The sequence below is a fragment of the Corynebacterium sp. KPL1818 genome, from assembly GCF_000478135.1.
In the GTDB taxonomy this organism is placed as follows: domain Bacteria; phylum Actinomycetota; class Actinomycetes; order Mycobacteriales; family Mycobacteriaceae; genus Corynebacterium; species Corynebacterium accolens.
The window spans coordinates 76567-100759 of record NZ_KI515760.1 but is presented as its reverse complement, the minus strand read 5'-3'; the positions used below and the strand labels follow the sequence as shown (position 1 = coordinate 100759).

The window sequence follows — 24193 nt, the reverse complement described above, 5'->3', positions numbered from 1 at the left end:
CCCCACTGTGGAGCAACGCTGCGGGAAGGTAGAGGCATAAAGCCTCAACGAACAATCAATAACAATACGATAACGGGTGGGGAAAGTCGAGAAGCGCTGCGCCACAGCTATAACGGGCGAAAACAGTTGTCACATCCAGCACCCATGCCACCAGCGACCAGCGGATTTATTTTTGTGACAATCCTCACTACTGCTCTGTGTTGAGCCCATATACGCGGTCAAATGTCTCATTGACCTCGGCAGCCAATGCCTGAGTGGTCTGGTGGCGCGCCCGGGCGATGCAGTCATAGGTGTGCCCGATGAGGGATGGCTCGTTGCGCTGTCCGCGGAACGGCTCTGGGGTCATAAATGGCGCATCGGTTTCCACGAGCAATTGCCCCGCCGGGGCCAGCGCCGCCGCCTGACGCAGCTCCGCATTGCGCTTGAAGGTGATATTGCCGGCAAAGGACAAGACGTAGCCGCGCTCGAGCGCCTCTTCTGCCACGCGCAGCGGCGAGGAGAAGCAGTGAAGCATGACGGTGGCGGGCGTGGGGGCATCGGCAAGAATGCGCAGCAGGTCTTGGTCCGCCTCGCGGTTGTGGATCATAAGCGTCTTGCCGGTGCGCACCGCCAGATCGATATGCCAGCGCAGGGATTCCTCCTGCTGGACCAAGCTCGCGGTCGTCTCCGGTTCGTGGTGGACCCAATAGGCATCCATGCCGGTCTCCCCCACCGCCACGCACCGCGGATCCGCCACCATCTCCTCCAACGCGGCTTTGGTGGACGCATCTAGCTCATTCGCCCGCACCGGGTGGATGGCGCAGGCGGCGTACACATTGGGAAATGCTCGCGCGGTCGCAAGGGCCACCTCGGACTCGCGGCGATCATCGCCTACCGTAACCAGGCGGGATACCCCTGCGGCGCGGGCGCGGTTGACCAGCACCTCATCAGTGTCTTTATGCGAGAAAAAGTGGGTATGCGCATCGCTGAGGCCGCTGAGCCCAGGGGCCGGAATGGGAGTAGGACGTGGCTTCTTTTTAGACATACCCGCAATTGTAATATTGGCAGCTATGTTGATCAGACCAGCGGACCTGAGCGATGTCCCCGCCATGACCGATACCCTCAACTGGGCCATCGAGCACACCGACGTCATCTTTGATTCCACCCCAGTCACCGTGGCTCAGCGCGAAGAACACCTGCGCCACATCCAGGACATGGAGTGTCCTTTCCTCGTTGCCGAAACCGACGCTGGCGAATACTTAGGCTGGGCGCTCTACCACCCCTACCGCGATCCCCGCATCTGGCAGGGCTGCTATGAAACCACGATTTACCTTTCCCCCAATGCCCAGGGCCAAGGCGTGGGCACCGCCCTTATGGGTGAGCTGGTGGACCGCGCCCGGGCGGATGACAAGGTGCATTCGCTGCTCGCCTTGATCGTGTCTACGAATACGGCATCATTAAAGTTGCATGAAAAGTTCGGGTTTGAAAACGTGGGAACTCTCAAAGAGGTAACCTACAAATTCGATCACTGGCTTTGCCTCACCCACTTAGAACTTCTGGTGTAAAGGACTTTTGATGCATATTCGCCCCGCCGAGCTTGCCGATGCCCCCTCCATTTCCGCCATCTACAACGCCGCCTCCGCGGCTAAACCGGCCAATAACCTCATTACCTGGCAAGAAGAGGTTTCTGAGCGCGAGGATTGGCTAAAAGAATTGTCCAAGGCCGGCTCGCCCGTGCTCGTTGCCGTAGACGATGATGAAATCATCGGGTGGGCCGCTTACTTTCAATTCGTCACACCCGCAATTTATTACGGGACCGTCGAAGACTCCGTATACATCGCCCCATCCGCCCGGGGCAAGGGCGTGGGCTCTGAGCTTCTCGATGCCCTCATGGGCATCGCCGCCGACGATCCCTATATCGAGACCATGATTACCTATATCGTGGACACCAATGCCGGTTCCATTGCGCTGCACAAGAAATTTGGGTTCACAGAAACCGGCCGCATGCCCAATATCCACACCAAGGACGGCGTGCGCCTAGGCCTGGTTCACCTGCAGCGCGATTTCCAGCACTAGGCACTATTTAAGGCATAACAAAAGCACGGTGGCCTTTCCCTCTCATTGGGACTGGCCACCGCGCTGTATGTATCTAGGGAGCTACCGCGCTAGTTCATCACCGGCGCCCACTCCGGGCCGGTTTCACCGAGCTCTGGATCCAGCTTGGAAATGAGCGGCTTCGGCTTTGCCAAGGAAGTGCCAGGTGCCACCTGGACGCGCTCCCACTTGGCCTGCTGCTGGGTATAGTCACCCATAATCACTGGGTATTCGTGGTTTTCTGGGGGAAGCCCAGCGCCCACGAGCTCAACCGGGATGTCATCCTTAACCTCGCGCACCTCAGGCTGCGCGGCCCATTCGCCGGTGCGGCCCAGGGTCTCGTGCACCTTTTGTGCGGTAAACGGTAGGAACGGGGTGAGCATGACGTTGCAGTCAGACACGACCTGCAGGGCGGTCCACAACACGGTAGCCAGGCGCTCGCGCTGGGTTTCATCCTTGGCCAGCTTCCACGGCTCCTGGGAGGCGATATAGGCATTCGCCTCGCCCACCACGTGCATGATGGAGACAATGGCCTGCTTGAACTTGGATTGCTCCAGCAGGTTACCGGCGGTGGTAAAGGTCTCCTCCGCCAGCTGCAAAATGGCCTCGTCGCGCTCCTCCAGGGCCGCTGGAACCGGAACCTCGCCAAAGTTCTTGTGCGCCATGGATACGGTGCGGTTGACCAGGTTGCCCCAGCCATTGGCCAGCTCATTATTGATGCGACGCACGAATTCATCCCACGTAAAGTCTGCGTCGTTGTTTTCCGGACCGGCTACGGCAATGAAGTAGCGCAGCGGATCCGGGCCGAACTCAGCCAGGAAGTCCTTAACGTAGATCACCACTCCCTTGGAGGAGGAGAACTTTGAGCCGGACATAGTCAGGTATTCCGAGGACACGATCTCCGTTGGCAGGTCCAGCTCACCGTACTGGTGCAGCTCGCCGCCCTTCGAGCCCTTGCCGGCATAGCCCAGCAGTTCCGCCGGCCAGATCTGCGAGTGGAAGGTGATATTGTCCTTGCCCTGGAAGTAATAGTGGCGGGTTTCTGGGTCCTGCCAAAATTCCTTCCACGCCTCCGGCTGGCCGGTGCGGTGCGCCCACTCGATGGAGGCAGACAGGTAGCCCACGACGGCATCGAACCACACGTACAGCTTCTTCGCGTTATTGTCCTGCCAGCCGTCCACCGGAATGGGAATGCCCCAGTCGATATCGCGGGTCATGGTGCGCGGGCGCATATCCTCCAGCAGGTTCAAGGAGAACTTCAGCACGTTCGGGCGCCAATCCTCGCGGGTGGAAAGCCACTTTTGCAGCTCGTCCTTAAGGGAGGGCAGATCCAACAGGAAGTGCTCGGTCTCCACGAACTGCGGGGTTTCGCCGTTGATCTTGGATACCGGGTCAATGAGGTCTACCGGGTCCAGCTGGTTGCCGCAGTTATCGCACTGATCACCGCGGGCGCCATCCGCGCCGCAGATGGGGCACGTGCCCTCGATATAGCGGTCTGGCAGCGTGCGGCCGGTGGACGGCGAGATTGCCCCCTTGGTGGTCTCCTTCAGCATGTAGCCGTTCTCATTGAGGCCCTTGAAAAGTTCCTGCACCACCGAGTAGTGGTTACGGGTGGTGGTGCGGGTAAATAGGTCATAGGACAAGCCGAGGTTAGCCAGATCGTTGACAATCTGGCGGTTGTAGCGGTCTGCGAGCTCGCGGACGGATACGCCTTCCTTATCGGCTTGGACCAGCAACGGGGTGCCGTGCTCATCCGTGCCGGAGACCATGAGTACGTTGCGGCCGCGCATTCGCTGGAAGCGGGCGAATACGTCAGAGGGAACGCCAAAGCCAGCCACGTGACCGATGTGGCGCGGGCCATTGGCATATGGCCAGGCAACATTTACTACTAAAGACTCAGTCATGGAGTCCAGTTTATCGAAGCACCTGCACGAACACACGTTGAGGGCACATAACCTCTACAGCCGAAAAGCGCCCGCCTCCTTCCCTCGTGCGGGAAAGCGGCGGGCGCTGCTACCAAAGGCGGTAGATGCTTTATCTACTTGCGCTTCATCGGGTTCTTCAAACGCTCGTTGCGACGCTTCTTGAGTTCCTGCGTGCGCTGGTAGTCGCGGTGCAAGCGGCGCTCGCGGGCCATCTTGCGCTGGAACTGCTGCGCCTCGCGGTACTCGAGGTAGATAATGTCATGGCTCAAGTCCTTGTAAATGGCGAACATCAAGCCAATGACGATGAACAAGAACGGCAGTGCCGCCACGATGGTGACGTTCTGCAGGTTGGACAACGCATCCTCATTAACCAAGAGCAGGGTCAGACCAACGGCTGCGGTCAGAGCACCCCACAGGGCGGATAGCCACGGCTTCGCGGTTGCGGCACCATTCTGGGTCATCGAACCCATCACGGTGGAGGCGGAGTCCGCGGAGGTAATGAAGAAGGTGGACAGCAAGATGACGGCAACGACGCCGGCAATGAAGCCACCAGGCAGGTTGTGCAGGAGGTTAAACAGCTCTACCTCGGCGGATTCGCCGGTGATGGATTCGCCGTTTTGCTCCATGTGGATTGCGGTGCCACCGAAGATGGCGAACCACAGGGTGGAAACGCCGGCTGGGATAAGCAAGACGCCTAGGCAGAACTCGCGGACGGAACGGCCGCGGGAAATGCGTGCCAAGAACATGCCCACGAATGGGGACCAAGAGACCCACCATGCCCAGTAGAAGATGGTGTAGCTAGACAGCCACTCGCCGGCGGTGCCGTTTTCGGATTCTGCGGTACGGCCGATCATCTCGGTGAAGTAGTTGAAGTAGTTACCGATGGATCCCGGAACCTGGTTCAGGATGGTCACGGTTGGACCCAAGATGAAGACGAAGATGGCCAGCACCGCAGCCAAGACCATGTTGGCATTGGACACGTACTGAATGCCCTTGCCCACACCGGAGAGTGCGGAGAGCAAGAAGGCCAGGGTCAGGACCAAAACAATGCCGATAACCACGGACTGGGTTGGGTTATCGATGATGCCGGAGGCTTCCAGGCCGGCCTGGATCTGCAGCGCACCAAGACCCAGGGAGCAGGCGGTGCCGAAGACGGTGGCGAAGATGGACAGGATGTCAATGAACTTGCCCAATCCACCATTGGCCCGGCGCTCGCCGATGAGCGGCACGAAGGCCTGGCTCAACAGCTGCTTGCGGCCGATACGGTAGGTCGAGTACGCGATGGCCAAACCAACAATGGCGTAAACAGCCCAGGGGTGCAGCGTCCAGTGGAACATGGCATAGGCCATGGACGAGCCCACGTTTTCCGTTCCCCGGCCAGGCGTACCGTCGCGGTAGTTCGCCAGCGGCTCGGAAGCGCCATAGAACATCAGGCCGATGCCCATACCGGCAGCGAACATCATGGCAATCCACGAAGGCGTGGAAAACTCCGGTTCCTCATTAATGTGGCCCAACTTGATGGTGCCAAATTTAGAGGAAGCGATGAAGATAACGAAGGCCACGAAGACGGTGCCAAAGAGCACGTAGGCCCAACCGAACTTATCGACGACCCACGTCAGGGCCGCGGAAGAAAAGTCCGCGAAGTTATCCGGCGCGGCAAGGCCCCAAATAACGATGGCGGCAACGAGCACACCCGCAATGCCCATGATGGTCCAGTCAATCGGGATATTATCGCGGTCTGCGGCGATTTCGATTTCCGGATCGTCATACTCTTCGGGGTGGAACCCCTCAGAGTTGATCATGTCCTGGATCTGGCTCGTCGCCGTCTGCTCATCCAGCGTCTCTTCTACCGTTTGATAATCCTCAATCGGCTGATCGCTCGAAGCAGTAGAAGTGGCCCCAGCAGGAGATTCGCCGGGCCCCTTCCCTTCTTCGGGCACATCAGCGCCGTTATTTTCAGTATTAGTCATGCTTTCTACATTGGTGGCGTGACCCCAATTTTTCAAACCATTTTTCTATCAAAACCCCAGCATATGCACATTTTTGAGCATTTTCTTGGAGTTTCCTGCATAACTATAGGTGGCATATCCCCACGTAGACGGCTTTTAGGCGTCACACGCCCGGGAAGTATAACGATTCGATAACTTATACCAAAGCGTGAAACTACCTGCTAGCACGGTTAATTGTGACCTTTTATACACTGCATAGAAATAAGCTGCTGTCACCTCAACAAGTGCTCAGCTAACGGGCACTCAGCGGGCCTCTAGTGCGGCATCATAAAGCTCCCGATTGGATACCCCAGTCCCCTTGGCGGCCTGCTTGCACGCGTCCTTCAAGCGCATGCCAGCCTCGGCCAACTCCAAGGCCTGTGGGACGAGATCCGCGGCGGTCACGGCAGCGCCGGTTCCGCCTTCAATGACCACGGTAATCTCGCCCTTGACTCCCTCGCTCGCCCATTCGGCCAGCTCAGCTAGCGAGCCGCGGCGCACCTCCTCGTACGTCTTGGTCAGCTCGCGGCACACCGCGGCGGGGCGATCGCCGCCGAGGATCTGGGTGGCATCGGCAAGCGTCTCGGCGATGCGGTGGGGAGATTCAAAAAATACGATGGCGCGCTTTTCATTGCGCAGCGATTCCAGCCACGCCTTTCGCGGGCCAGGCTTGCGCGGAGGGAATGCATCGAAGAGGAAGTGGCCCACGCCCAGACCAGAGAGGGCGAGCGCCGTGGGCACCGCCGAGGGGCCTGGAAAACACGTCACGGGAATATCTCTTTCGGCGGCCGCGGCCACTAGGGACAGGCCTGGATCGGAGATGATCGGCATACCGGCGTCGGTGACCACGAGGACGGTGCCGTGCTGGGCGGCATCGATAAGCTGCTGCGCACGCGCCTGCTCATTGTGGTCAAAGTTGGATACCACGGACCCGGAAATTTCGATGCCCAGGGCCTGCGCCAGGTTGCGCACGCGGCGGGTATCTTCGGCGGCGATGACATCAGCATGCGCCAATGCCTGCATCAGGCGCGCCGAGGCATCACCGGCATTTCCCAAGGGCGTGGCGGCAAGGATAACGCCGCGCGGAAGTGGTTCCAGACCTAAAGCTGACATGCCTCTAGCATTCCACATTCTCCTATGCGCCCGCGCGCAGGCTCGTGGCCTAAACTCTTCTTCGTGACTATTGCTACCGCTGCCCCCGCTAGCTCACCGCGCACCCCGCATAACCGCGTGATGCCGTCGGCACCGCGTACCTATACGTGGGGCAAGGCCGATTGGATTAGCACCGGCATCATCGCGGTTCTCGCGCTCATTACCCGGTTCGTGGGCCTTACCGCGCCGGTGTCCCAGGGCACGCCCGTCTTCGATGAAAAGCACTATGTCCCCCAGGCCTGGGACATGGTCAAAAGCTGGGATAGCTTATTCATCGGCGGCATTGAGACCAACCCAGGCTTTGGACTCGTCGTTCACCCGCCGCTGGGCAAGCAAATCATTGCCCTTTCGGAATGGGTCTTTGGCTATACCCCGCTGGGCTGGCGCTTGATGACGGCCCTCTTCGGCGTCGCCACCGTGCTGATGACCATGGCGCTGGCCCGCCGATTGTCCTTTTCCTGGCAGGTGGCCACCTTTGCCGGCATTTTGGCCGTCTGCGATGGCGTCCTCTTGGTCTCTGCAAAATTCGGCATGCTGGATATCTTCCAGGTCTTTTTCATCGTCGCCGCCGCGTGGGCGCTAGCCCGCGATCATCAACAAATGCGCGAGCGCCTGCACGACGCCCTGCTGAGCGGCGGAATGGGCACCTCCCCCTTCGGCCCGCGTTTTGGCTTCCGGTGGTGGCGCTTTACCGCTGGAGTCTTCCTAGGACTATCGCTCGCCGTGAAGTGGTCCGGGCTGTACTACATCATGTTCTTCGGCCTGCTCTGCGTCTTTAGCGACCTCGCATTGCGCCGCAAGTACGGCATTCGCCGCTACATCGTGGGTACGCTCATTCGCGATACTCCCGCGGCACTTGCCTCCCTAGTAGCCGTGCCAATAATGATTTATGTGTGGAGCTGGCGCGCGTGGTTCGCCTCAGAAACCGCGGTCTACCGGCACGCCAAGGTAGATGGGACCATCGGGGAAGACTCGTGGCTCATGCACTTGCCGGAACCTGTGGCCGGCTGGTTTTATTACCACTTATCCGTATTGGATTTTCACGCCAGCTTGACCTCTTCTGGTGGCCACCACCACCCGTGGGATTCCAAGCCGTGGGCATGGCTGGCCGGCGCTCGGCCCATCTTGTACTACTCCAGTACGGATCTGGAATGCAGCGGCGGTGGCGAATGCCGCAAGATGCTCTACCTCTTTGGCACCCCGGCTATCTGGTGGCTGGTGGTCCCCGCGGTCCTTTGGGGGCTGTGGTCACTTATCATCCGCCGTAACCGCGCCTTCCTCATTCCCCTCGTGGGCTTCGCGGCCGGATTCCTCCCGTGGCTCGCAGCCTTTGACCGGCAGATGTACTTCTTTTATGCCACCGCGTTTATCCCCTTTGTCATCGTGCTGCTTGCCCTCATACTGGGCCAAATGGTCGGGCGCGGTAAGCCCATCAGGTGGCGGTGGATAACGCGCATCGCTGGCGGAACGATGCGGCGGGGAACATTTGCCGCCGCCTGCTACCTCGCGCTGGTGGTCGCGATGTTCTTCTACTTCGCGCCCATCTTATACGGCTTCATCATCCCGGAATCGTGGTATCAATCCATGATGTGGCTGCCCAGCTGGAAATAGGTGGCAGAGGCCCGTTCGCCTTAGTGTGGCTGCGCGTTCAGGGATTTCCACCACGCGCGCACCAGGTAGCCCTTCTCGGCCGCCCATGCCCAGGCCAGGCTGATGGTCGATAGCGCGGTGGCAATAAGCAAATAGACCTGCTCCATGGTGACGGTCCCCAGCGCAATATCGCGCACGCCAAAACCAAAAAGAAACGCAAACATCGTGGCTGATACCGGGAACAACCCGGTCACAGAGGCTGGGCGCCACGCGCTCCACAGCAGTCCGCACGCCATGCCAAAGCGCACGGCCGCGCCCTCCATCAGGAGGTTGGCGCGCTCCGGATCGGCTGCCGGATCCAGCACCGCCCCCTCTGCGCCCATCGGTACCAGGCCGGAGGCGCGTACCACCTGCACGATGGCCCACACCGCAAAGACCAGACCCATAACCACCAAGGCGATGCGCGCCACCGTGAGGTTGGCCTGCCTAGCACTCGATGCCCGCTTCCACTCCGGTTCAACCCCGGCGAGGATCACCTCTGACAGGTCCGTCGGCGGTGCCATGCCGGAATCCGCCGGTTCCACGAAGCTTAAGGAGCGCGATAGCGCCGCTGCCTTATCGCGAAAGGCCCGGCACTCCGCGCAGTGTTCTAGGTGGGCGTCGATAACATCGGCGGAAAGCTCCGCTTCTTCCCCATCCAGCTGGGCAGAAATCGCCGCTTGTACTTGGCTATGCGTCAACATTGCTTAACGCCCTATCCAAGCTCGCCCGGCCAGAACCAAAAATAACGATCATTATGAGCGACATGCACAGCACCAACGGGTACTCGATGCCGCCGTCGCCAGCGAAAAGGCCATTGCCCCAGTGCACGAAGTACAGCGCGCCCACCATATCCACGGCCAGCGCCGCCGCGGCGAAGGTGGTCAATAAACCAATGACGAGGAAAGCGCCGCCTACCATCTCCCCGATTGCGGCGGCATAACCGGCAATCTGTGGCTGCGGGATGCCGAGGGCAGAAAACTGCCCTACCGTCTCATCCATTCCGTCCATGAACATCTTGTCCACGCCGTGCGCGATAAAAATGAGTCCGAGGACCAACCGAAAAAGCAGCAATGCGGCATCGCGAACGGCAGGTCTATTCATGGTCAATAGACTACATCGAATGCCCACCCCAACGCGAAGACGCCACCGCCCCACCCGCCTAGCTTGCAATTTCACCATCTAGCAAGACTCACGCTGCGCCTCACCCGCCATCGCTGCTTCAATGGGAAAGACAAGGACAATAGGCACGACATACCAACAGGAGAACCTCCCATGGACACTGAAACCACCACCGAAGAACGCACCCCGCTGGCCTACGATGAGCACGGGGTAGCCCGCACGCCGTGGGCCGTGACATCGTCGCTGTTGACGAATTATTACGATACCGAATGGGGCCTTCCCATTAGGGACGAGGCCGGTCTTTTTGAGCGCCTGAGCTTGGAGTCCTTCCAGTCTGGGCTGTCTTGGGCCGTGGTATTAAAAAAGCGCCCGGCCTTCCGCGAGGCCTTTTGCCATTTTGATCCGGACAAGGTTGCGGAATTCGGTGAGGCCGAGGTGGAGCACTTGCTTGCCGATGCCTCCATTATCCGCAACGAGCCCAAGATCCGCGCCACCATCAATAACGCGAAGGCCACCATTAAACTGCGCGAAAATGGCGGCCTAGCGGATTTCATTTGGAGTTTTCAGCCCGCAGAAAATATCTATCCCGAGGTTATGGAGGATATCCCGAAAAAGAGCCCCGAGTCGCAGGCAATGTCGCGGGAATTGAAGAAGGCCGGTTTTAAGTTCGTGGGGCCGGTGACCTGCTTTGCGCTCATGGAGGCCATCGGTATGGTCGATACCCACCTCTTGGGCTCCCACCGCCGGGCAACCTCCGGCGTATGGCCGGAGGAAACCGAAAAACTGCACGGAAGCGAGGCGCAGCGGGCTAATTAGCCTGCGCGGCGAGCGGCCAAGTCATCGCGGCGCCCTACCCCATCGGGCCCGGCGTGTGGGCCATCAAAGTCGCCGTCTTCATCGTCGCTGTAGCTTAAGGGAAGGTGCTCAAAGTCGGGGCTTTCATCATCGATTTCGACGACGACCGCACCCGGACGGCGCAGGTTGCGGGGGATCTTCAATGCCTCATCATCAGTATTGTGAACGCCCAACCGCGCCCGGCGCAGGTGCTTTACGCGGCGGCGCAAAAGTGCTTGTTCTTGGCGGACTTGCGCGCGCAGCGCCACAAGATAGGTACCGGTCAGAACGCCGACGATTCCTGCCAGCCACCAGGTCCATCCGCCGGCCACAATGCCCAAGGCCACGGTGAGGACCACGGCGATGGCTAGGCCAATGAGCGTGCGCTGGCGGCGTTGATAGCGAGTGGCGGACTTTTCCTTATCCGCCACTGGGTCCCATCCACCGCGGCCAAGGCGGCGCTGGGCAAATGCCACCTCGTCCTCAGAAAGGTCGGTATTCAGCGCCGCGTCCTCAGCACCACGGGCGCCGTACTCATCTGCTTCCGCGGATTCCTCGAATGCACCGTCATTCTCCGGCTCTTCCGAGTCGGTCTCTGCGGTGTCTGCCTCTTCGGCATCGATAACAGGAGCAGGATCGACCGCACCTGGGTACATCAGGTCTACTGGGGAGGTATAGGTCTCGTCATAGTCGTACGCATCCTCGGCAATGTCTGCTGCCACCGGCGCGGTGAAAGATTCGGTGGAATTGGCAACCACGCCGCCGCGGCGGCGCTTACGCTTCGCACCGCCTTCTTCCTCCCCAACGCGCTCGTCCTCCTCGAGCAAGACATCATCGGCATCGTCTGCGTCCACATCCGCATCGTCGGAATCATTGGACGTGCGCGTGCTATCGGCGTCAGCGGTGGCATCGGTGGTGTCAACGGTATCCGCTGGAACCGCGGATTCCTCAATGACTTCACCCTCGATGGTCTCTGCCGGCCCATCAGCCTGGGTGGCCTGCTCGTCGCGCGCGTCAGCCTCATCCTCGTCTGCGGCGGAGCGGTATGCGCGGCCACCTACGCCAAAGGGTTGCGCCCGAGCGCGGCGGGCAGCGCCAGCAATGGTCCGCGACTGCGCGTGGGAAGAACGGTCTTCTGCTTCCTCATCGATCAGCACGTCATCGACGTCTGCCTCGCTGTCCGGGTCCTCAGCGGCAGCGGATACGACCTCGTAGTCGTAATCCTCATCCGAGCCGCTGCGGTGGACATCATCGGCCCGCAAGCGCGGGCGGCGGCGGCCGGCGACATTGCCGGAATCACCGGAAAAGAGCACGCGGGTATCCTCAAAGGCCTCTCCGGTGTGGCTCATCGGGCGATTGCTCCTGCCCAGGAGCCACGGCGCGAGCACGAAGAGCCACACCACGATGATTGCAATAACTGGCACAGCTGTGGACACGACTTAAGGACCTTCCCTTGGGGTGCAGATGATTACTCCACTCTAATCGCCAAAACCGCACTTTAGGGGCCACAGAAGCTGTAAATTACAATGTTGTTACTTATGTGAAAATTGTGAAAGCAATCCCCGGATTTAGGGATACTTTTTACACCAAACGCCCAGCTTGGCGCAGCCGCTCAACCGCCGTGGAGGAATAGTCTTCCTTGACTAGGGCCACGAAATGATGATCCCGCCAGGCGCCATCGATATGCAGGTTGCGGCGCAAATACCCCTCGGAGCGAAAGCCGTTGGCGCCAAGCACGCGCCCGGAAGCGGGATTTTGCTCCAAGTAGGTGGCAGTCACCCGGTGCAGGCCCACTCGCCCAAAGGCGTGATCCACTCCCAAGGCGGTAGCTGCGGTGGCAACGCCTGCGCCTTGCACGGCGGAATACACCCAATAGCCAATCCAACAGTCCCGGATGCTGCCATGCTGAATATTGCCAAGTGTTACCTGGCCGACGAATTTTCCCTCGAGTTCAATGGCCAAGGGGATCACCTGTGCATCGCGCGCGGAGTTGCGCAGGAAAATGAGGTAATTCCACCAGGCCTGCGAGCTGTGGGCTTCTGCCCAGGTGGTCGCTTGGGTCGGCTCCACCGGCCGGAGCAATGGTTCGTCCTCAATGCGCTGGCGCCGCCACTCGGGACCATCCGAGCGCAGCAAGGGCCGCAGCCGCATTCGCCCGCCAGACGGCAGCGTCCCTGAGGCAGGAAGCTGCACGGTCGGCGTCGCCTCTGGCCAACCGGGATGCAGATCATCAGGGGGCCCAGTAACTGGATGACGCAGCTTGGCTGAGGCGGTACCGAAAGGGTCAAGCATTAGCTGCGCTGGGTGAGGAATAAGACGTCGACGACATCGCCCGGGCGGATCTCGGTGACTTCTTCTGGCACTCGAATCATGGCATTGGCCTCAGAGAGTCCGGCCAGAAGGTGCGCCGGCGCACCGCTAGCCCCGCCAAGGCCCTCGACCAAGTAATCGGCGGTTTCGGCATCGCGCATCAAGCGGGCGCGGATGAAACCACGGCGTCCGGGGCGGGAATCAATGTGGTTGAGCGCGCGGGCACGCACCACCCGGCGGTGGGCGTTGCGCTTGCCCAAGGCCAGGCGAATCAAGGGTCGAATATAGATTTCGAAAATAACCAGCGACGATACCGGGTTCGAGGGAAGGAGGAAGGTGGGGATGCGTTCATCTCCTACCAGCCCAAATCCTTGCACGGATCCTGGGTGCATAGCCACGCGGGAGGTATCGATATCGCCGATTTCCGCCAAAATCTCGCGGATCTGTTCGGCACCGGCGCCACCAACGGCACCGGTAATCACGAGGGCCTCGCTGCGCGTGATGTGGGTTTCGAGCACTTCCCGGATGCGGCGGGGTTCGCCTTCGGCAATGCCCACGCGGACTACGTCCGCTCCCGCTTCTTTTGCGGCGGCGGCCAATGAGTAAGAGTTCACATCAAAGACTTGGCCCAGACCCGGTTCCTTATCCACATCAACGAGCTCGCGGCCAAAGGACACGATGGTCACACGGGGTCGCGGATAAACCAGCACCTTGGAGCGCCCCACGGCGGCCAGCAGGCCAATCTGCGCCGGGCCAAGGACGGTGCCGGAGGACACAGCGACATCGCCGGGCTGAATATCATCGCCCACGCGGCGGACGAAGTCGCCCGAGCGCACCGTCCGGTGCGCCGTGATGCGCTTGCGGCCGCGATCGGTCCACTCGAGGGGCAAGACGGCATCGGCAAGCGTGGGCAAGGGCGCACCCGTATAGACCCGCACGGCCTGCTTAGGCTGCAGGCGCAGCGGCTGCTTCGAACCGGCCGGAACCTCGCCCACGACGGGTAAGGAACGCTCAACCTCGGGTGGGGCGGGCTGCGCGCCGGCGTCCTCGGCCTGCTTGGCAGATCCCTCCCCTTCGCTGCTTTCCTGGTCCTGATTCTTCGGGCACCGGACCTTCAGCCCGCGCTCGCCGCCGATATCAACGGCGCGAACCGCATAACCATCGATGGCCGCCTGGGGAAAGCCCGGTAAGGGCTGATTGGCCTGCACCTGCTCGGCGCACATTAACCCCAGCGCATTAGAAATGCTCATCCGCACCGGCTCCGGGGTCGTCGCCGCATCAGTAACCAGAGCCAACTGGTCATCAACTGAACGCATACGGTCTCTGCCCGCCCTTTCTTATTGGCCTTTACCTTGCTGCACTCAACGCACGTGCGCGCGGCAAGATAATTAGTTAAGGCCTTGCTCCGCCTCGAAATCGGACATGATTTGTTTAATAGCTTTATACAGCGCTGGGCCGTATTTTTCATCGCGCAGGCCAAAGTCCACGTTGGCCGGGATATAGCCGCCGGGGTTGCCCAAATCGTGGCGCTTGCCCTCGTGGACCACCACGTGGACGGGCTCGCCTTCCTCAATGAGCAGCTCGATGGCATCGGTCAGCTGCAATTCCCCGCCCTTGCCCGGTTCGATCCGGCGCAGCGCATCAAAGATCTTGCGGTCCAAAAGGTAGCGCCCCGTAGCAACCAGGTTGGACGGTGCGTCCTCCGGGTCCGGTTTTTCTACCATGCCGATAACCTTTTTCACGCCCGGCGCGTCAGTATCTTCTACGTCGAATACGCCGTAGTTAAACGTCTGCTCCTGCGGCACCGCAAAGGCACACAGCACGCTGCCGCCAAGCTCAGCGCGAACGCGCGCCATATCCGCCATAACGGTGGCCGGCAGCACGATGTCATCCGGCAGCATGACGGCAAAGGAGTCTTCGTCCTCTGCCAGGACTTCTTCCGCCAACCCCACGGCATGGCCCAAGCCCAAGGGCTTTTCTTGCTCTACCGCGATGGGCTCAATGAGCTGGTGGGCGCGGTTGACCTTGGCTACCTGCTCATCCTTGCCGCGGGAATCTAGGGTTTCTACCAGATCCGGAAATTCCGCAAAATGGCGCATTACTTCTTGCTTTTCGGGTGCGGTAATAACCGCAAGCCGGCGCGCGCCCACAGAGGCTGCCTCCTCAGCAATCAATTCAATGCCGGGAGTATCCACAACGGGCAGCAATTCTTTGGGGACGGTTTTCGTGGCGGGCAGAAAGCGGGTGCCCATGCCAGCCGCTGGAACTACAACCGTGGTGATTCCGGTGGCGGAATCTTCGCGTTCATTAGCCATGGATCTTAGGGTACAACGGCGCACTATTTTCCTGTGTAGCGCTACGCCACGGACGCTATTATTTATTTATGCCTTCTTCCAGCGATATCAAAGAGCAACTGCGCACCCGCCTGCTTCGCGCGCGCCGCGGCCTCACCGCCGATAAGCGCGCGGAATGGACCACTGCCTTGCGCGAGCAGTTAGAACCTGAGCTTGCCGGTGTATCGAGCGTCGCTGCCTATTGGCCGCTGGGCTCAGAGCCGGGCGGGGCGGATTTCATCCCGTGGCTTTCCCGCCGCGTCGACCGCGTATTATTGCCCATCACCTGCGGTAACGGCGTTTTAAACTGGGCAGAATACAAGGGCACGCACAGCATGCAGCCCGGCCAATTGGGTATTTCTGAGCCGGCCGGCCCGCGTTTTGATAGCCGCGTGCTGTGCGGTTGCGATCTGATTTTGGCTCCCGCCATAGCCATCGATGCCGCCGGAAACCGCCTGGGCAAGGGCGGCGGGTACTACGACCGCGCACTTTCCCTGGTGCCGCGCAACCACCCCGCGGTACTCGCCATGGTCTACCCCACCGAGTTCCTTGACTCTATCCCAGCCGGGTCGCACGATCGCCGCGTCGAGGCCGTGGTTACCGCCGCAGGAATCCACCGCTTTTCTTCCTAAACCGAGGGAACCGCGCAGGCGGTAGCGCAGTCTAATTATGCATGGCTCATTCCCCGTCCCCGCGAATCTCACAGTTCTTCCGCACCCTGCGCACCCCTGGCCACCGCCGCGGCGTGCTCGTGCGCCGCGCGATCGCGCTAGCCCTGCTCATCGCTGCGTTGGTCTCCGCGATTTCCAGGGCGAAGGAACTGCCGCAGGTGCTGGTCTTTAGCCACGATCTGCCCGCCGGTGCGGAGCTTTCCGCCTCCGATGTCTCCCTCGAGCGCCTGCCTTCTTCTTCCATTCCTAGCAGCGCGCTTGCCGATGCCCCCTCCGATCTCGCCGGCCGCATCATCACCGCCGCCGCGGGCAAGGGCGAGGTCGTCACCAGCCAGCGGCTCCTCGGCCAAGAGTTGGTCTCTAGCCTTGTCGCGAACTCGGAGTCTGCCGATTCTAAGGGAGGCGGCTCCGGCCGCATGATCCCAGTAAAACTTGCCGATCCTGACATCATTCCTCACCTGCAGCACGGCGATACCGTCGATATCGTCACGGCAAGCGATGCCACCGATTCCCAGCCCGCGACCGCACGCGTCATCGCCTCCGGCGCCCGGGTGGTCTCCACCACCACTGCGGAGGGTGAAGTTTCTTCTGCCACCGTCTTGCTCGCACTTCCCAATGAGCACGCCAACGATGTAGCCGCGGCCTCATTGAACCAACCGCTGACCGTGGTCATCGTGGGCGATCGCGCCCAGCCTCAAGCCGTTGATGACGCAGATACTGCTGCCTAAAGACCGCACGAAGGTTGACCATTGCCCCGATAATCTGGGCAAATTCTAGGAGAATGGAATCTCCATCTGATCGGTTGGAGCAGGTCAGTCACCACTGCACCAATCAAGTGAAGTGTGCCATTCATTTGTCTTCCAGGTTGTGATGACTTTTAGCTTGAACTAAACTCCCAGCGTGCTCATGGATCGCACCCACCCTTACCTATCCCCAGAAAGGTCCGTTTTCTCCCATGCTCAAGGGCTTTAAAGACTTCATTATGCGCGGCAACGTCGTCGAACTTGCCACCGCAGTCATCATCGGTTCCGCATTCACGGCCATCGTCACTTCCGTGACGGATTCCATCATTCAGCCGATCATTAACTCCTTCGGCTCCGCCGAGGTCGACGGTTTGGGCTTCCAAATCACCGATAATAAATCCACCCTCGTGGACTTTGGCGCCGTTATTACCGCCGCGATTAACTTCCTGATCATCGCCGCAGTGGTCTACTTCCTCATCGTGATGCCGCTCAACAAGCTCACTGAAGCATCCAAGCGCCGCCAGGGCGTGGACCCAGAGGCCCCGGCACCAACCTCGGAGGAACTGTTGGCTGAAATCCGCGATCTCTTGCAGGCCCAGAACGCGGGCGCTGTCACCGCCGCAGATAAGGCACTTGGGGAGGCCACTGCGGCCGAGGACGCCGATAACTCCACTACTTCTGAGGGCAAGCACAGCCGCCACGAGGACTAATTCTTGTTAAGGCGTAGTTAAGCCCGTGTCCACCTTCACATTGAAGAAGGACACGGGCTTTAGTTATGGCTGCTTAAGCATTTTTAGCCCGGGACAAGGATGCGCAGACTATTAGCCGTGATGCGGCGGCTGGTTCTCGCGGTAAAAGTCTTCGTCCCGCTCGGCGGCCTGAGCGCCGTCGCCTTCCGCCGCAGCATCATCGAGCGTGACGATGCGGTGGGCATCGGTGCCTTCTCCGCTTGCTAAGTCCTGCCCTACCGGGCGATCCGCGCTGCGGTCATATTCCGGCGCATCTGATTGCCGGAATACTCGCCTGCGCTGGCGGCGTGGTTGAGAGGTCATGGCAGTATCTCCACCCCTTTCCTTCGCGTTATTGCACGCTGGATTCTTGCAATTGATCCACAAGGTGGTGGACTAGCGGAGTCAACGTGGCCATGCCATCGCGAACGGCAGCCCGCGATGGTGCGAGGTTAACCACGACGGTGGAACCAGAAACGCCCGAGATGCCGCGGGATGCGCACGCATCAACGGCGCCGCACGCCTGACCAGAAGAGCGCAGAGCCTGGGCCACGCCCGGCACCATCTTATCGATGACCCCAGTGGTAGCCTCCGGAGTCTTATCGCGCGGACCCACTCCGGTGCCACCGACGGTGAGCACGAGATCCACACCGCCAACAACGCCAGTTTCAATGGCCTGCCGGATCTTGGATTTCTTCGAGCGCACGACCACCGAACCATCGATGCGGAAATTCGCCTCTGCCAATAGTTCAGTGACCAATTTGGAGGTGCTATCTGAATTTTCGCCGGGGTGATCCGTGATGATCACGACGAGCGCGCGGCGCGGCGCCGCCACCCGGTCCTCCTTCTCACTGGCCAAGAGGTAGGCATCATCCGGCTCCGCCACATCCCGCAAAGTGTCTGTGGAAGCCGAATCCTCCAACCTGGTGGAGTCGGTCAAGTTTTGCTGGGAGTCTGCCATTTTTCTCCTTCAAAGAAACGTCGGGGGCGCACTGCGGACACGGCGCGGGCTGCGTTTTAATCTACTCGCCTGTCAGGGTTACCTCTACCTGACGAGTGTCATCCGAATGTCCATCGGATACTTCCAAGGTGACGGTCGCACCGAAGTCCTGGGAACGCGCGGCAGCGATAAGCGCATCGGCGTTTTCAATCAGCCGGTCATTGACGCGGGTGACGATATCGCCCTGCTTCAAACCTGCTTGATCCGCTGGTCCCCCTGGCTCGACCTCTGCAATGCGCGCGCCATTTCCGTCATCGCGCGCCAGGACCTTAACCCCCAAGGTGGGGTGGGTTACGTGGCCTTTATTGATGAGCTCATCAGCCATGCGCTTGGCAAAGTTGGAAGGAATGGCAAACCCGAGGCCGATAGATCCGCCCTCACCCGAGGTCTTATCGGACAACGATGCAATCATCGAGTTCATACCAACGATATTGCCCTCCATATCCACCAAGGGACCACCGGAGTTGCCGGGGTTGACGGCGGCGTCGGTCTGGATGGCATCGATAAGCGAGGACTCGCCACCCTGCTGAGATGCGCGCACCGGGCGGTTCTTCGCGGATACGATGCCGGAGGTCACCGTGGCATTGAGGCCGAGCGGCGAGCCGACGGCGACTACCTCTTGGCCAACCGCAACCGCATCCGAGTCGCCGAATTGCAGGTGCGGCAAGTCGTGCACGTCCTTGATCTTGATGATGGCAACATCCGTATTGGCATCGGAAGCCACGAGAGCGGCTTCGTGCTTGCTGCCATCGTTCAAGGTGACCTGCATGATGCCGCCTTGCTCTGCACCGGCGATGACGTGGTGGTTGGTCAACACGTAACCATCAGGAGAAATGATGGAACCGGAACCTTCCGCAGCCGAGGTCCGAGTCGCAGTCTGAATGGATACCACGGCCGGCAAAACCTTAGCCGAAACCGCTTCCACCGAGCCCTCCTCCGGTTCCTTACCCATACTATTGGCGGCCGGTTTACTATTGAGCGCCTCATTGACCACGGACGTACCGCTACTGGACTGGTTCTTGCCCACGACCACACCGGTAATGGAACCTGCAGCGATTGCCGCTACCGCAGCAATTGCCGTCGCGGCACCCAGCCCGATCTTCCTTTTCTCCTTTGGCTGCGGCGGCAAAGGCGTTACCCCAGGCACGGGCGGCTGGCCAGGCTGGTTATTCGCAGGCCCCTGCTGGGAGTAATCGCCCTGCTGGGTAGCGAAGCTAGATGTTTCCTCCTGCCCGCGGGTAGCACCCGGCTGAGTGCCACCAAAAAGGCGATTGCTGGGCGGGGTGTGCTGCGCGTGCCACGGTACCTCGCTCCCGTGCGCGGAGGCTTGTGCCTCCTGCTCGTTGATGCGCGGCTGGTTCCAGCCTTGGGAATAGGTTCCGTTGGAATACGCGGATCCAGAATCCTGTTGGCCGCCGCGCGGCTGGTTATATGGCGTCTGCCCGTTATTCGTGCCGTAGGGATCCTGCGGGACACCGTGCGACCCACCATTATTGCCGCGGTTGTCATCATTCCTCATGTTCATAGGAACACTATGCCTCGCTTCGCTTGGTCATGACTTAAACTACTCTGCCAACCTACTAGAAGTTCCTGTGAAGTTACTGTAGGCGATAAGCTGGTCAAACTCACCACATTTGACGCCCTCTTGACACTCGCACGCGACTGCACCATTACCCCTATTAAGCATCCTTCCACCCTTCAGCACCCACCGATGTAAACAGAATCACCGGGGCATAAAATCGATCCACCATCAGGTTAGTGTACCTTTATATTTAACTTAGGGTTAGCTTAGTTTTAACTTTAAGTTAATTTCGTTGAACCTTTTACGACCCAAGGAATAGGCAGTGCTGACATGGCTCAAATCTCCCCGCCCACGCCCTCAATTACCGAAAGAGGACGTTGACAAGAAATTCCCCCGGCTTCGTTTCCAGGTCTTTATGGGAATCTTCCTGGGTTACGCGGGCTTTTACCTCATCCGCAATAACATCTCCACCATCGCGCCGCTGCTGCTGGAAGATAACGGGACCATCGACAAGCCTGCAATCGGCATCATTAGTAATGCCGTGCTGATTTCTTATGGCTTATCCAAATTCTTTTCCGCCATGCTCGCGGACCAATCCAATGCGCGCTATTTCCTGCCCATCGGGCTGAGCCTGTCCGCGCTGATGAACCTGATAGTCGGATTCGTCCCGTGGGTCTCTGCATCCGTAGGCGTCTTTGCCACCGTCATGTTCCTCAATGGCTGGTTCCAAGGCATGGGACACCCGCCATGCGGCCGCGTCATTGTGCAATGGTTCTCCACATCCGAGCGCGGTTGGAAGGGCTCGCTGTGGAATACCTCGCACAATGTGGGTGCAGGCGTATTACCGCTGCTGGTAGGCGTCGGTTTGGCGATGACCGGCAATCAATGGCAGGTAGCATTTTGGCTCCCCGCAGTCGCGGCGCTGATCATCGCAGCCTTAGCATTCTTGCTCATCCGCGATAATCCGCCTTCAGAAGGACTGCCGACGGTCGATGAATGGCGCAATGATCCCGCCAAGGTTGCAGACATCAAGCGGCAAGAAGGCGATGGGATCTCCACCAAAGACCTCATTTTCAAATACGTCCTGCGCAACCGCATCATTGTGCTCTTGGCCATCGCCAACGTATTTGTCTATGCTCTGCGCTACGGCGTGCTCAACTGGATTACGACGTACCTCGCCGAAGTCCACCACATGAACATCAATTCCGGCTTGGTCGCCTTCGGCGCCTTCGAGCTCGCAGGCCTACTGGGCACCATTCTCTGCGGTTGGATGTCCGATAAGCTCTTCCACGGCAACCGCTCTAAGGTCATCTTGATCTTTATCCTGGCTACGGGCCTGTCCATCGCCGGCTACTGGCTGGCACCCGTAGGCACCCCGTTCGCGGTCATGGTTATCTTCATCGCGCTCATCGGCGCGTTCATCTACGGGCCGGTTGGCCTCATTGGCTTGCAGGCACTCGATCTCTCCCCGCGCAATGTGGCAAGCACCGCCTCCGGTTTTACGGGGCTTTTCGGCTACCTGCTGGGTGCGACGCTCGCCTCGACCGGCGTGGGCTACTTGGTCAAGTACGCCGGCTGGAATGTCACCTTCATGGTATTCCTGCTCTTTACCGTCCTCGTTTTGGCTATCTTCCTCTTTATTAATAAGGAAGAAGTCCGCCTCACTGAGGAACGCAAGGCCGCGCTTGAGGCATAAGCCTTCGCCTTAAGAGCACGCGCTATTGCTGCGCGCTCTCCCCACACCGCCTGCCACCTACCCGGGATGGCAGGCGCTTTTTATTGCCCATAATGGGGCCTAAAAGGGGCCTAAAACATCGCAACCCCTCGCAGTCGCCAATAAGCAACTGGGAGGGGTAAGACTGAAAGCAGGCTTAGAACTGCTCTACATCAACCAGGCCGAGCTTAGCGGCCTTGACCAGGCGGCGCGGGATACGCACGGTCTGACCGTCGATGGTGACTTCCTGGAGGGCGACGTTGTCAGCCTTCCACTGGGAACGACGTGCGTGGGTGTTCGCACGGGACTTCTTAAACTTAGGAGTTGCCATTTTCTCTTCTTCTCCTTACGCGTTCTTCTTCTTGCGGCGAGCCATGGCACCGAAGCGCTGGTTGAAGCGCTCGACACGGCCAGCGGTATCCATAACGCGCTGTGCACCAGTCCAGAACGGGTGGGACTCAGCAGTAACGTCAACGACGATGAGCGGGTACTCGTTGCCGTCTTCCCACTCAACGGTGCGAGAAGAGGTAGCGGTGGACTTGGTCAAAAAGGAGTGACCGGTACCAGCATCGCGGAAGACCACTGGGTGGTAATCCGGGTGGATGTCTTTCTTCATATATATTCCCTCAGGGTTGGACTACGGGTCGGTTCCGCACACTGAACAACTATGACGGTACGGATCGTGCCCGAGTTGGGATGTACAGTTACAGCTCGCCCGGCGCCACTAAGCGCGCCGACCGATAACCTGAATTATCCTACATTCCACCGCCATATATACGAAATTGCTGACCTGCGGCAACCACAGTCGCCACAGGCGCACATCTACGCCCCATTCGTTATAGTACGGTTTCGACCCCCCAATGCGTTAGGCAGTGCTGCTTGAACATCGACGCAAAGCCGATGGCTTAATGCGCGGGACTATCGTGGCAGCGATTAGGTATATCGCGAGTAAGGCTGTAAGATTTGCTCTTGCTGTTGTCAAAATATACGTATTACGCCCCGTCTACTGGTTTTGACGACGATGCCGCACCTGCTCACACCTCACTTTTTGAGCACTGCCACCCTCACACGGCAGTCGGCACGTAGTCGTTTATAGCCACGATGTGGGCGGCTAGGAGAAAGAAGACCCATGTCGGCTATTTGCCAGGTAACGGGCCGCAAGCCGGAATTCGGCAAGCAGGTCTCGCACTCGCACCGCCGCACTTCGCGCCGTTGGAACCCCAACGTGCAGCGTCGTCGCTACTACCTGCCCTCTGAGGGCCGTACCATTACTCTGAATGTTTCCACCAAGGGTATGAAGATCATTGACCGCGACGGCATCGAGTCCGTTGTTGCCAAGATCCGCGCACGTGGGGAGAAGATTTAAGTATGGCACGTAACGATATTCGCCCAATCATCAAGCTGAAGTCCACTGCGGGCACCGGTTACACCTACGTGACCCGTAAGAACAAGCGCAATAACCCGGATCGCATCACCCTGAAGAAGTTCGATCCGATCGCCCGCAAGCACGTCGAATTCCGCGAGGAGCGATAATTCATGGCTAAGAAGTCCAAGATCGCTAAGAACGAGCAGCGCAAGGAAATCGTCGCCCGCTACGCGGAGCGTCGCGCTGAGCTCAAGAAGATCATCAAGAACCCGAACACCCCGGATGAGGAGCGTTTGGAGGCTCAGTTCGAGCTGAACCGCCAGCCTCGTGATGCTTCCCCAGCCCGCGTTCGTAACCGCGACGCAGCCGATGGCCGTCCGCGCGGTTACCTCCGCAAGTTCGGTCTGTCCCGTGTCCGTATGCGCGGCATGGCTCACCGTGGTGAGCTGCCGGGCGTTCGCAAGTCCAGCTGGTAAAGGGGTAATTGCACAATGGCTAATAAGCGCAATAACCAAAAGAAGTTCCGTATGGAGCAGAGCCGTCGCCCGAAGAAGAACCCTTTGAAGGCTGAGGGCATTGAGAAGGTGGACTACAAGGACACCAAGACTCTGCGTCTATTCATCTCGGATCGCCACAAGATCCGTTCCCGTCGCGTCACCGGCTTGACCCCGCAGCAGCAGCGTCAGGTTGCTACCGCAGTCAAAAACGCACGCGAAATGGCTCTCCTGCCGTTCACCACCCGCTAAACAGTAGCTGGGTATCAACAGCGCACTTTTGCCGCTGGCAAGTGTGACACGGTAAAAGAACCATAAGCTTTCGCCGCCCCGCCTTTCGAGGTGAGGCGGCGAAAGTCGTTTTCGGGGTATTCTTTGGCGCTACGCCGCAAACGCGCTACGCCGCAAACGCCAGTTCCCACGGCAACACCAGCCGCAACGCTCCTCCGCGAACGCCCACAGGCACGGACGCGACGAACCCGCTGCACACTCCCCCAAGCGCTACTGCGATATCGCATAAGTGTTACATTTATAGCAATCCTGCGCCGCACAACTTTTAGATGCGCACCGCTTTGCAATGAGTGAAAGG

General features: G+C 59.6%; 27 protein-coding genes. 12 read left to right on the top strand and 15 right to left on the bottom strand.

All coding sequences use genetic code 11. From position 1 onward, the window contains the following. Window positions 1–187: 187 nt before the first annotated feature. On the bottom strand, window positions 188–1024 hold the full coding sequence (locus HMPREF1261_RS10055) for a TatD family hydrolase (protein WP_023030868.1): 837 nt from the start codon (window positions 1022–1024) through the stop codon (window positions 188–190). A gap of 25 nt (window positions 1025–1049) precedes the next feature. On the opposite strand from HMPREF1261_RS10055, the gene HMPREF1261_RS10050 reads away from it, so the two are divergent. Both HMPREF1261_RS10050 and HMPREF1261_RS10045 read left to right on the top strand, forming a co-directional pair. After that, on the top strand, window positions 1050–1544 hold the full coding sequence (locus tag HMPREF1261_RS10050; protein WP_023030867.1) for a GNAT family N-acetyltransferase: 495 nt from the start codon (window positions 1050–1052) through the stop codon (window positions 1542–1544). 10 nt (window positions 1545–1554) lie between these two features. Beyond that, entirely contained in the window at window positions 1555–2055 is a 501-nt protein-coding gene (locus tag HMPREF1261_RS10045; protein ID WP_023030866.1) for a GNAT family N-acetyltransferase, read from the top strand. Between the two features lie 89 nt (window positions 2056–2144). Here the strand turns inward: HMPREF1261_RS10045 and metG are convergent, their stop codons facing one another. The 3 genes from metG to rsmI all read right to left on the bottom strand — a co-directional run bounded on the left by metG (window position 2145) and on the right by rsmI (window position 7099). After that, a complete protein-coding gene (gene metG, locus HMPREF1261_RS10040) occupies window positions 2145–3977 on the bottom strand; it encodes a methionine--tRNA ligase (RefSeq protein WP_023030865.1) in 1833 nt (610 codons plus the stop codon). Window positions 3978–4111: 134 nt separating this feature from the next. Further along, window positions 4112–5968, bottom strand: a complete 1857-nt coding sequence (locus tag HMPREF1261_RS10035; protein WP_023030864.1) for a BCCT family transporter — start codon at window positions 5966–5968, stop codon at window positions 4112–4114. Window positions 5969–6250: 282 nt separating this feature from the next. Next, the gene (gene rsmI, locus HMPREF1261_RS10030) at window positions 6251–7099 is read right to left on the bottom strand and encodes a 16S rRNA (cytidine(1402)-2'-O)-methyltransferase (RefSeq protein WP_023030863.1); all 849 of its coding nucleotides are present in this window, start codon (window positions 7097–7099) and stop codon (window positions 6251–6253) included. 120 nt (window positions 7100–7219) lie between these two features. Between rsmI and HMPREF1261_RS10025 the strand changes: the two genes are divergently transcribed. Continuing rightward, window positions 7220–8749, top strand: coding sequence for a dolichyl-phosphate-mannose--protein mannosyltransferase (locus HMPREF1261_RS10025; protein ID WP_232208018.1), 1530 nt, complete (start codon window positions 7220–7222; stop codon window positions 8747–8749). A 20-nt stretch (window positions 8750–8769) separates the two neighbouring features. Here the strand turns inward: HMPREF1261_RS10025 and HMPREF1261_RS10020 are convergent, their stop codons facing one another. Further along, window positions 8770–9471: a zf-HC2 domain-containing protein gene (locus HMPREF1261_RS10020; protein WP_005279937.1), complete on the bottom strand. Its 702-nt coding sequence runs from the start codon at window positions 9469–9471 to the stop codon at window positions 8770–8772. Next, window positions 9458–9871 (bottom strand): DoxX family protein, encoded by a 414-nt coding sequence (locus HMPREF1261_RS10015; RefSeq protein ID WP_005279936.1) that lies wholly within the window; start codon window positions 9869–9871, stop codon window positions 9458–9460. The genes HMPREF1261_RS10020 and HMPREF1261_RS10015 overlap by 14 nt, the downstream gene beginning before the upstream one ends. Before the next feature lie 171 nt (window positions 9872–10042). On the opposite strand from HMPREF1261_RS10015, the gene HMPREF1261_RS10010 reads away from it, so the two are divergent. Then, the gene (locus HMPREF1261_RS10010) at window positions 10043–10705 is read left to right on the top strand and encodes a DNA-3-methyladenine glycosylase I (protein ID WP_023017633.1); all 663 of its coding nucleotides are present in this window, start codon (window positions 10043–10045) and stop codon (window positions 10703–10705) included. Here the strand turns inward: HMPREF1261_RS10010 and glpR are convergent. The 4 genes from glpR to HMPREF1261_RS09990 all read right to left on the bottom strand — a co-directional run bounded on the left by glpR (window position 10702) and on the right by HMPREF1261_RS09990 (window position 15348). Continuing rightward, window positions 10702–12159, bottom strand: coding sequence for a gephyrin-like molybdotransferase receptor GlpR (gene glpR, locus HMPREF1261_RS10005; protein ID WP_034658350.1), 1458 nt, complete (start codon window positions 12157–12159; stop codon window positions 10702–10704). The genes HMPREF1261_RS10010 and glpR overlap by 4 nt on opposite strands. A gap of 145 nt (window positions 12160–12304) precedes the next feature. Beyond that, the gene (locus HMPREF1261_RS10000) at window positions 12305–13015 is read right to left on the bottom strand and encodes a GNAT family N-acetyltransferase (protein ID WP_023030860.1); all 711 of its coding nucleotides are present in this window, start codon (window positions 13013–13015) and stop codon (window positions 12305–12307) included. Beyond that, a complete protein-coding gene (glp, locus tag HMPREF1261_RS09995) occupies window positions 13015–14349 on the bottom strand; it encodes a gephyrin-like molybdotransferase Glp (RefSeq protein ID WP_023030859.1) in 1335 nt (444 codons plus the stop codon). Before glp ends, HMPREF1261_RS10000 begins: the two co-directional genes overlap by 1 nt. Window positions 14350–14421: 72 nt before the next feature. Further along, window positions 14422–15348 (bottom strand): UTP--glucose-1-phosphate uridylyltransferase, encoded by a 927-nt coding sequence (locus HMPREF1261_RS09990; RefSeq protein ID WP_034658348.1) that lies wholly within the window; start codon window positions 15346–15348, stop codon window positions 14422–14424. Between the two features lie 68 nt (window positions 15349–15416). On the opposite strand from HMPREF1261_RS09990, the gene HMPREF1261_RS09985 reads away from it, so the two are divergent. From HMPREF1261_RS09985 to mscL, 3 genes are all read left to right on the top strand, one after another. Then, entirely contained in the window at window positions 15417–15998 is a 582-nt protein-coding gene (locus HMPREF1261_RS09985) for a 5-formyltetrahydrofolate cyclo-ligase (RefSeq protein WP_023030857.1), read from the top strand. 41 nt (window positions 15999–16039) lie between these two features. Then, window positions 16040–16765 carry an SAF domain-containing protein gene (locus HMPREF1261_RS09980; protein WP_023030856.1) on the top strand — a complete coding sequence of 242 codons (726 nt, stop codon included), beginning with the start codon at window positions 16040–16042 and terminating at the stop codon, window positions 16763–16765. A gap of 227 nt (window positions 16766–16992) precedes the next feature. Beyond that, the gene (mscL, locus tag HMPREF1261_RS09975) at window positions 16993–17490 is read left to right on the top strand and encodes a large-conductance mechanosensitive channel protein MscL (protein ID WP_023017626.1); all 498 of its coding nucleotides are present in this window, start codon (window positions 16993–16995) and stop codon (window positions 17488–17490) included. Between the two features lie 111 nt (window positions 17491–17601). On the opposite strand, the gene HMPREF1261_RS09970 is transcribed toward mscL, so the two are convergent. From HMPREF1261_RS09970 to HMPREF1261_RS09960, 3 genes are all read right to left on the bottom strand, one after another. Beyond that, a complete protein-coding gene (locus HMPREF1261_RS09970; protein ID WP_023017625.1) occupies window positions 17602–17832 on the bottom strand; it encodes a hypothetical protein in 231 nt (76 codons plus the stop codon). A gap of 28 nt (window positions 17833–17860) precedes the next feature. After that, a complete protein-coding gene (locus tag HMPREF1261_RS09965) occupies window positions 17861–18469 on the bottom strand; it encodes a molybdenum cofactor biosynthesis protein B (RefSeq protein ID WP_023017624.1) in 609 nt (202 codons plus the stop codon). Window positions 18470–18530: 61 nt separating this feature from the next. Beyond that, on the bottom strand, window positions 18531–20033 hold the full coding sequence (locus HMPREF1261_RS09960; protein ID WP_023030855.1) for a S1C family serine protease: 1503 nt from the start codon (window positions 20031–20033) through the stop codon (window positions 18531–18533). A gap of 319 nt (window positions 20034–20352) precedes the next feature. Here HMPREF1261_RS09960 and HMPREF1261_RS09955 point away from each other — a divergent pair, with 319 nt between their 5' ends. Beyond that, window positions 20353–21726 (top strand): MFS transporter, encoded by a 1374-nt coding sequence (locus HMPREF1261_RS09955; RefSeq protein WP_023030854.1) that lies wholly within the window; start codon window positions 20353–20355, stop codon window positions 21724–21726. Between the two features lie 175 nt (window positions 21727–21901). On the opposite strand, the gene rpmF is transcribed toward HMPREF1261_RS09955, so the two are convergent. Further along, window positions 21902–22075, bottom strand: a complete 174-nt coding sequence (gene rpmF / locus HMPREF1261_RS09950; protein WP_005279913.1) for a 50S ribosomal protein L32 — start codon at window positions 22073–22075, stop codon at window positions 21902–21904. Between the two features lie 15 nt (window positions 22076–22090). Then, complete coding sequence (locus HMPREF1261_RS09945; protein WP_005279912.1) at window positions 22091–22360, bottom strand: type B 50S ribosomal protein L31; 270 nt, start codon at window positions 22358–22360, stop codon at window positions 22091–22093. 513 nt (window positions 22361–22873) lie between these two features. Here HMPREF1261_RS09945 and rpmB point away from each other — a divergent pair. Genes rpmB through rpsR form a run of 4 tightly spaced genes read left to right on the top strand, consistent with a single transcriptional unit; the run spans window position 22874 to window position 23856 of the window. Next, a complete protein-coding gene (rpmB, locus tag HMPREF1261_RS09940) occupies window positions 22874–23110 on the top strand; it encodes a 50S ribosomal protein L28 (protein ID WP_005279911.1) in 237 nt (78 codons plus the stop codon). Window positions 23111–23112: 2 nt separating this feature from the next. Next, window positions 23113–23277 (top strand): 50S ribosomal protein L33, encoded by a 165-nt coding sequence (rpmG, locus tag HMPREF1261_RS09935; protein WP_005279910.1) that lies wholly within the window; start codon window positions 23113–23115, stop codon window positions 23275–23277. Window positions 23278–23280: 3 nt separating this feature from the next. Continuing rightward, complete coding sequence (gene rpsN, locus HMPREF1261_RS09930; protein ID WP_005279906.1) at window positions 23281–23586, top strand: 30S ribosomal protein S14; 306 nt, start codon at window positions 23281–23283, stop codon at window positions 23584–23586. A 15-nt stretch (window positions 23587–23601) separates the two neighbouring features. Next, on the top strand, window positions 23602–23856 hold the full coding sequence (gene rpsR, locus HMPREF1261_RS09925) for a 30S ribosomal protein S18 (RefSeq protein ID WP_005279904.1): 255 nt from the start codon (window positions 23602–23604) through the stop codon (window positions 23854–23856). The last annotated feature ends 337 nt before the right edge of the window (window positions 23857–24193 follow it).

What these genes read in the sequence shown, in the direction of transcription:
- HMPREF1261_RS10045 (WP_023030866.1), top strand. Translation starts at nt 1,555, where the DNA reads ATGCATATTCGCCCCGCCGAGCTTGCCGATGCCCCCTCCATTTCCGCC.
- rpmG (WP_005279910.1), top strand. Translation starts at nt 23,113, where the DNA reads ATGGCACGTAACGATATTCGCCCAATCATCAAGCTGAAGTCCACTGCG.
- mscL (WP_023017626.1), top strand. Translation starts at nt 16,993, where the DNA reads ATGCTCAAGGGCTTTAAAGACTTCATTATGCGCGGCAACGTCGTCGAA.
- HMPREF1261_RS10055 (WP_023030868.1), bottom strand. Translation starts at nt 1,024, where the DNA reads ATGTCTAAAAAGAAGCCACGTCCTACTCCCATTCCGGCCCCTGGGCTC.
- metG (WP_023030865.1), bottom strand. Translation starts at nt 3,977, where the DNA reads ATGACTGAGTCTTTAGTAGTAAATGTTGCCTGGCCATATGCCAATGGC.
- rpmB (WP_005279911.1), top strand. Translation starts at nt 22,874, where the DNA reads ATGTCGGCTATTTGCCAGGTAACGGGCCGCAAGCCGGAATTCGGCAAG.
- HMPREF1261_RS09960 (WP_023030855.1), bottom strand. Translation starts at nt 20,033, where the DNA reads ATGAACATGAGGAATGATGACAACCGCGGCAATAATGGTGGGTCGCAC.
- HMPREF1261_RS09990 (WP_034658348.1), bottom strand. Translation starts at nt 15,348, where the DNA reads ATGGCTAATGAACGCGAAGATTCCGCCACCGGAATCACCACGGTTGTA.
- rpsN (WP_005279906.1), top strand. Translation starts at nt 23,281, where the DNA reads ATGGCTAAGAAGTCCAAGATCGCTAAGAACGAGCAGCGCAAGGAAATC.
- HMPREF1261_RS10000 (WP_023030860.1), bottom strand. Translation starts at nt 13,015, where the DNA reads ATGCTTGACCCTTTCGGTACCGCCTCAGCCAAGCTGCGTCATCCAGTT.
- HMPREF1261_RS10020 (WP_005279937.1), bottom strand. Translation starts at nt 9,471, where the DNA reads ATGTTGACGCATAGCCAAGTACAAGCGGCGATTTCTGCCCAGCTGGAT.
- HMPREF1261_RS10025 (WP_232208018.1), top strand. Translation starts at nt 7,220, where the DNA reads ATGCCGTCGGCACCGCGTACCTATACGTGGGGCAAGGCCGATTGGATT.
- HMPREF1261_RS09980 (WP_023030856.1), top strand. Translation starts at nt 16,040, where the DNA reads ATGGCTCATTCCCCGTCCCCGCGAATCTCACAGTTCTTCCGCACCCTG.
- HMPREF1261_RS09985 (WP_023030857.1), top strand. Translation starts at nt 15,417, where the DNA reads ATGCCTTCTTCCAGCGATATCAAAGAGCAACTGCGCACCCGCCTGCTT.
- HMPREF1261_RS10050 (WP_023030867.1), top strand. Translation starts at nt 1,050, where the DNA reads ATGTTGATCAGACCAGCGGACCTGAGCGATGTCCCCGCCATGACCGAT.
- HMPREF1261_RS09970 (WP_023017625.1), bottom strand. Translation starts at nt 17,832, where the DNA reads ATGACCTCTCAACCACGCCGCCAGCGCAGGCGAGTATTCCGGCAATCA.
- HMPREF1261_RS10035 (WP_023030864.1), bottom strand. Translation starts at nt 5,968, where the DNA reads ATGACTAATACTGAAAATAACGGCGCTGATGTGCCCGAAGAAGGGAAG.
- HMPREF1261_RS10015 (WP_005279936.1), bottom strand. Translation starts at nt 9,871, where the DNA reads ATGAATAGACCTGCCGTTCGCGATGCCGCATTGCTGCTTTTTCGGTTG.
- HMPREF1261_RS10010 (WP_023017633.1), top strand. Translation starts at nt 10,043, where the DNA reads ATGGACACTGAAACCACCACCGAAGAACGCACCCCGCTGGCCTACGAT.
- rpmF (WP_005279913.1), bottom strand. Translation starts at nt 22,075, where the DNA reads ATGGCAACTCCTAAGTTTAAGAAGTCCCGTGCGAACACCCACGCACGT.
- glp (WP_023030859.1), bottom strand. Translation starts at nt 14,349, where the DNA reads ATGCGTTCAGTTGATGACCAGTTGGCTCTGGTTACTGATGCGGCGACG.
- HMPREF1261_RS09945 (WP_005279912.1), bottom strand. Translation starts at nt 22,360, where the DNA reads ATGAAGAAAGACATCCACCCGGATTACCACCCAGTGGTCTTCCGCGAT.
- rsmI (WP_023030863.1), bottom strand. Translation starts at nt 7,099, where the DNA reads ATGTCAGCTTTAGGTCTGGAACCACTTCCGCGCGGCGTTATCCTTGCC.
- rpsR (WP_005279904.1), top strand. Translation starts at nt 23,602, where the DNA reads ATGGCTAATAAGCGCAATAACCAAAAGAAGTTCCGTATGGAGCAGAGC.
- HMPREF1261_RS09965 (WP_023017624.1), bottom strand. Translation starts at nt 18,469, where the DNA reads ATGGCAGACTCCCAGCAAAACTTGACCGACTCCACCAGGTTGGAGGAT.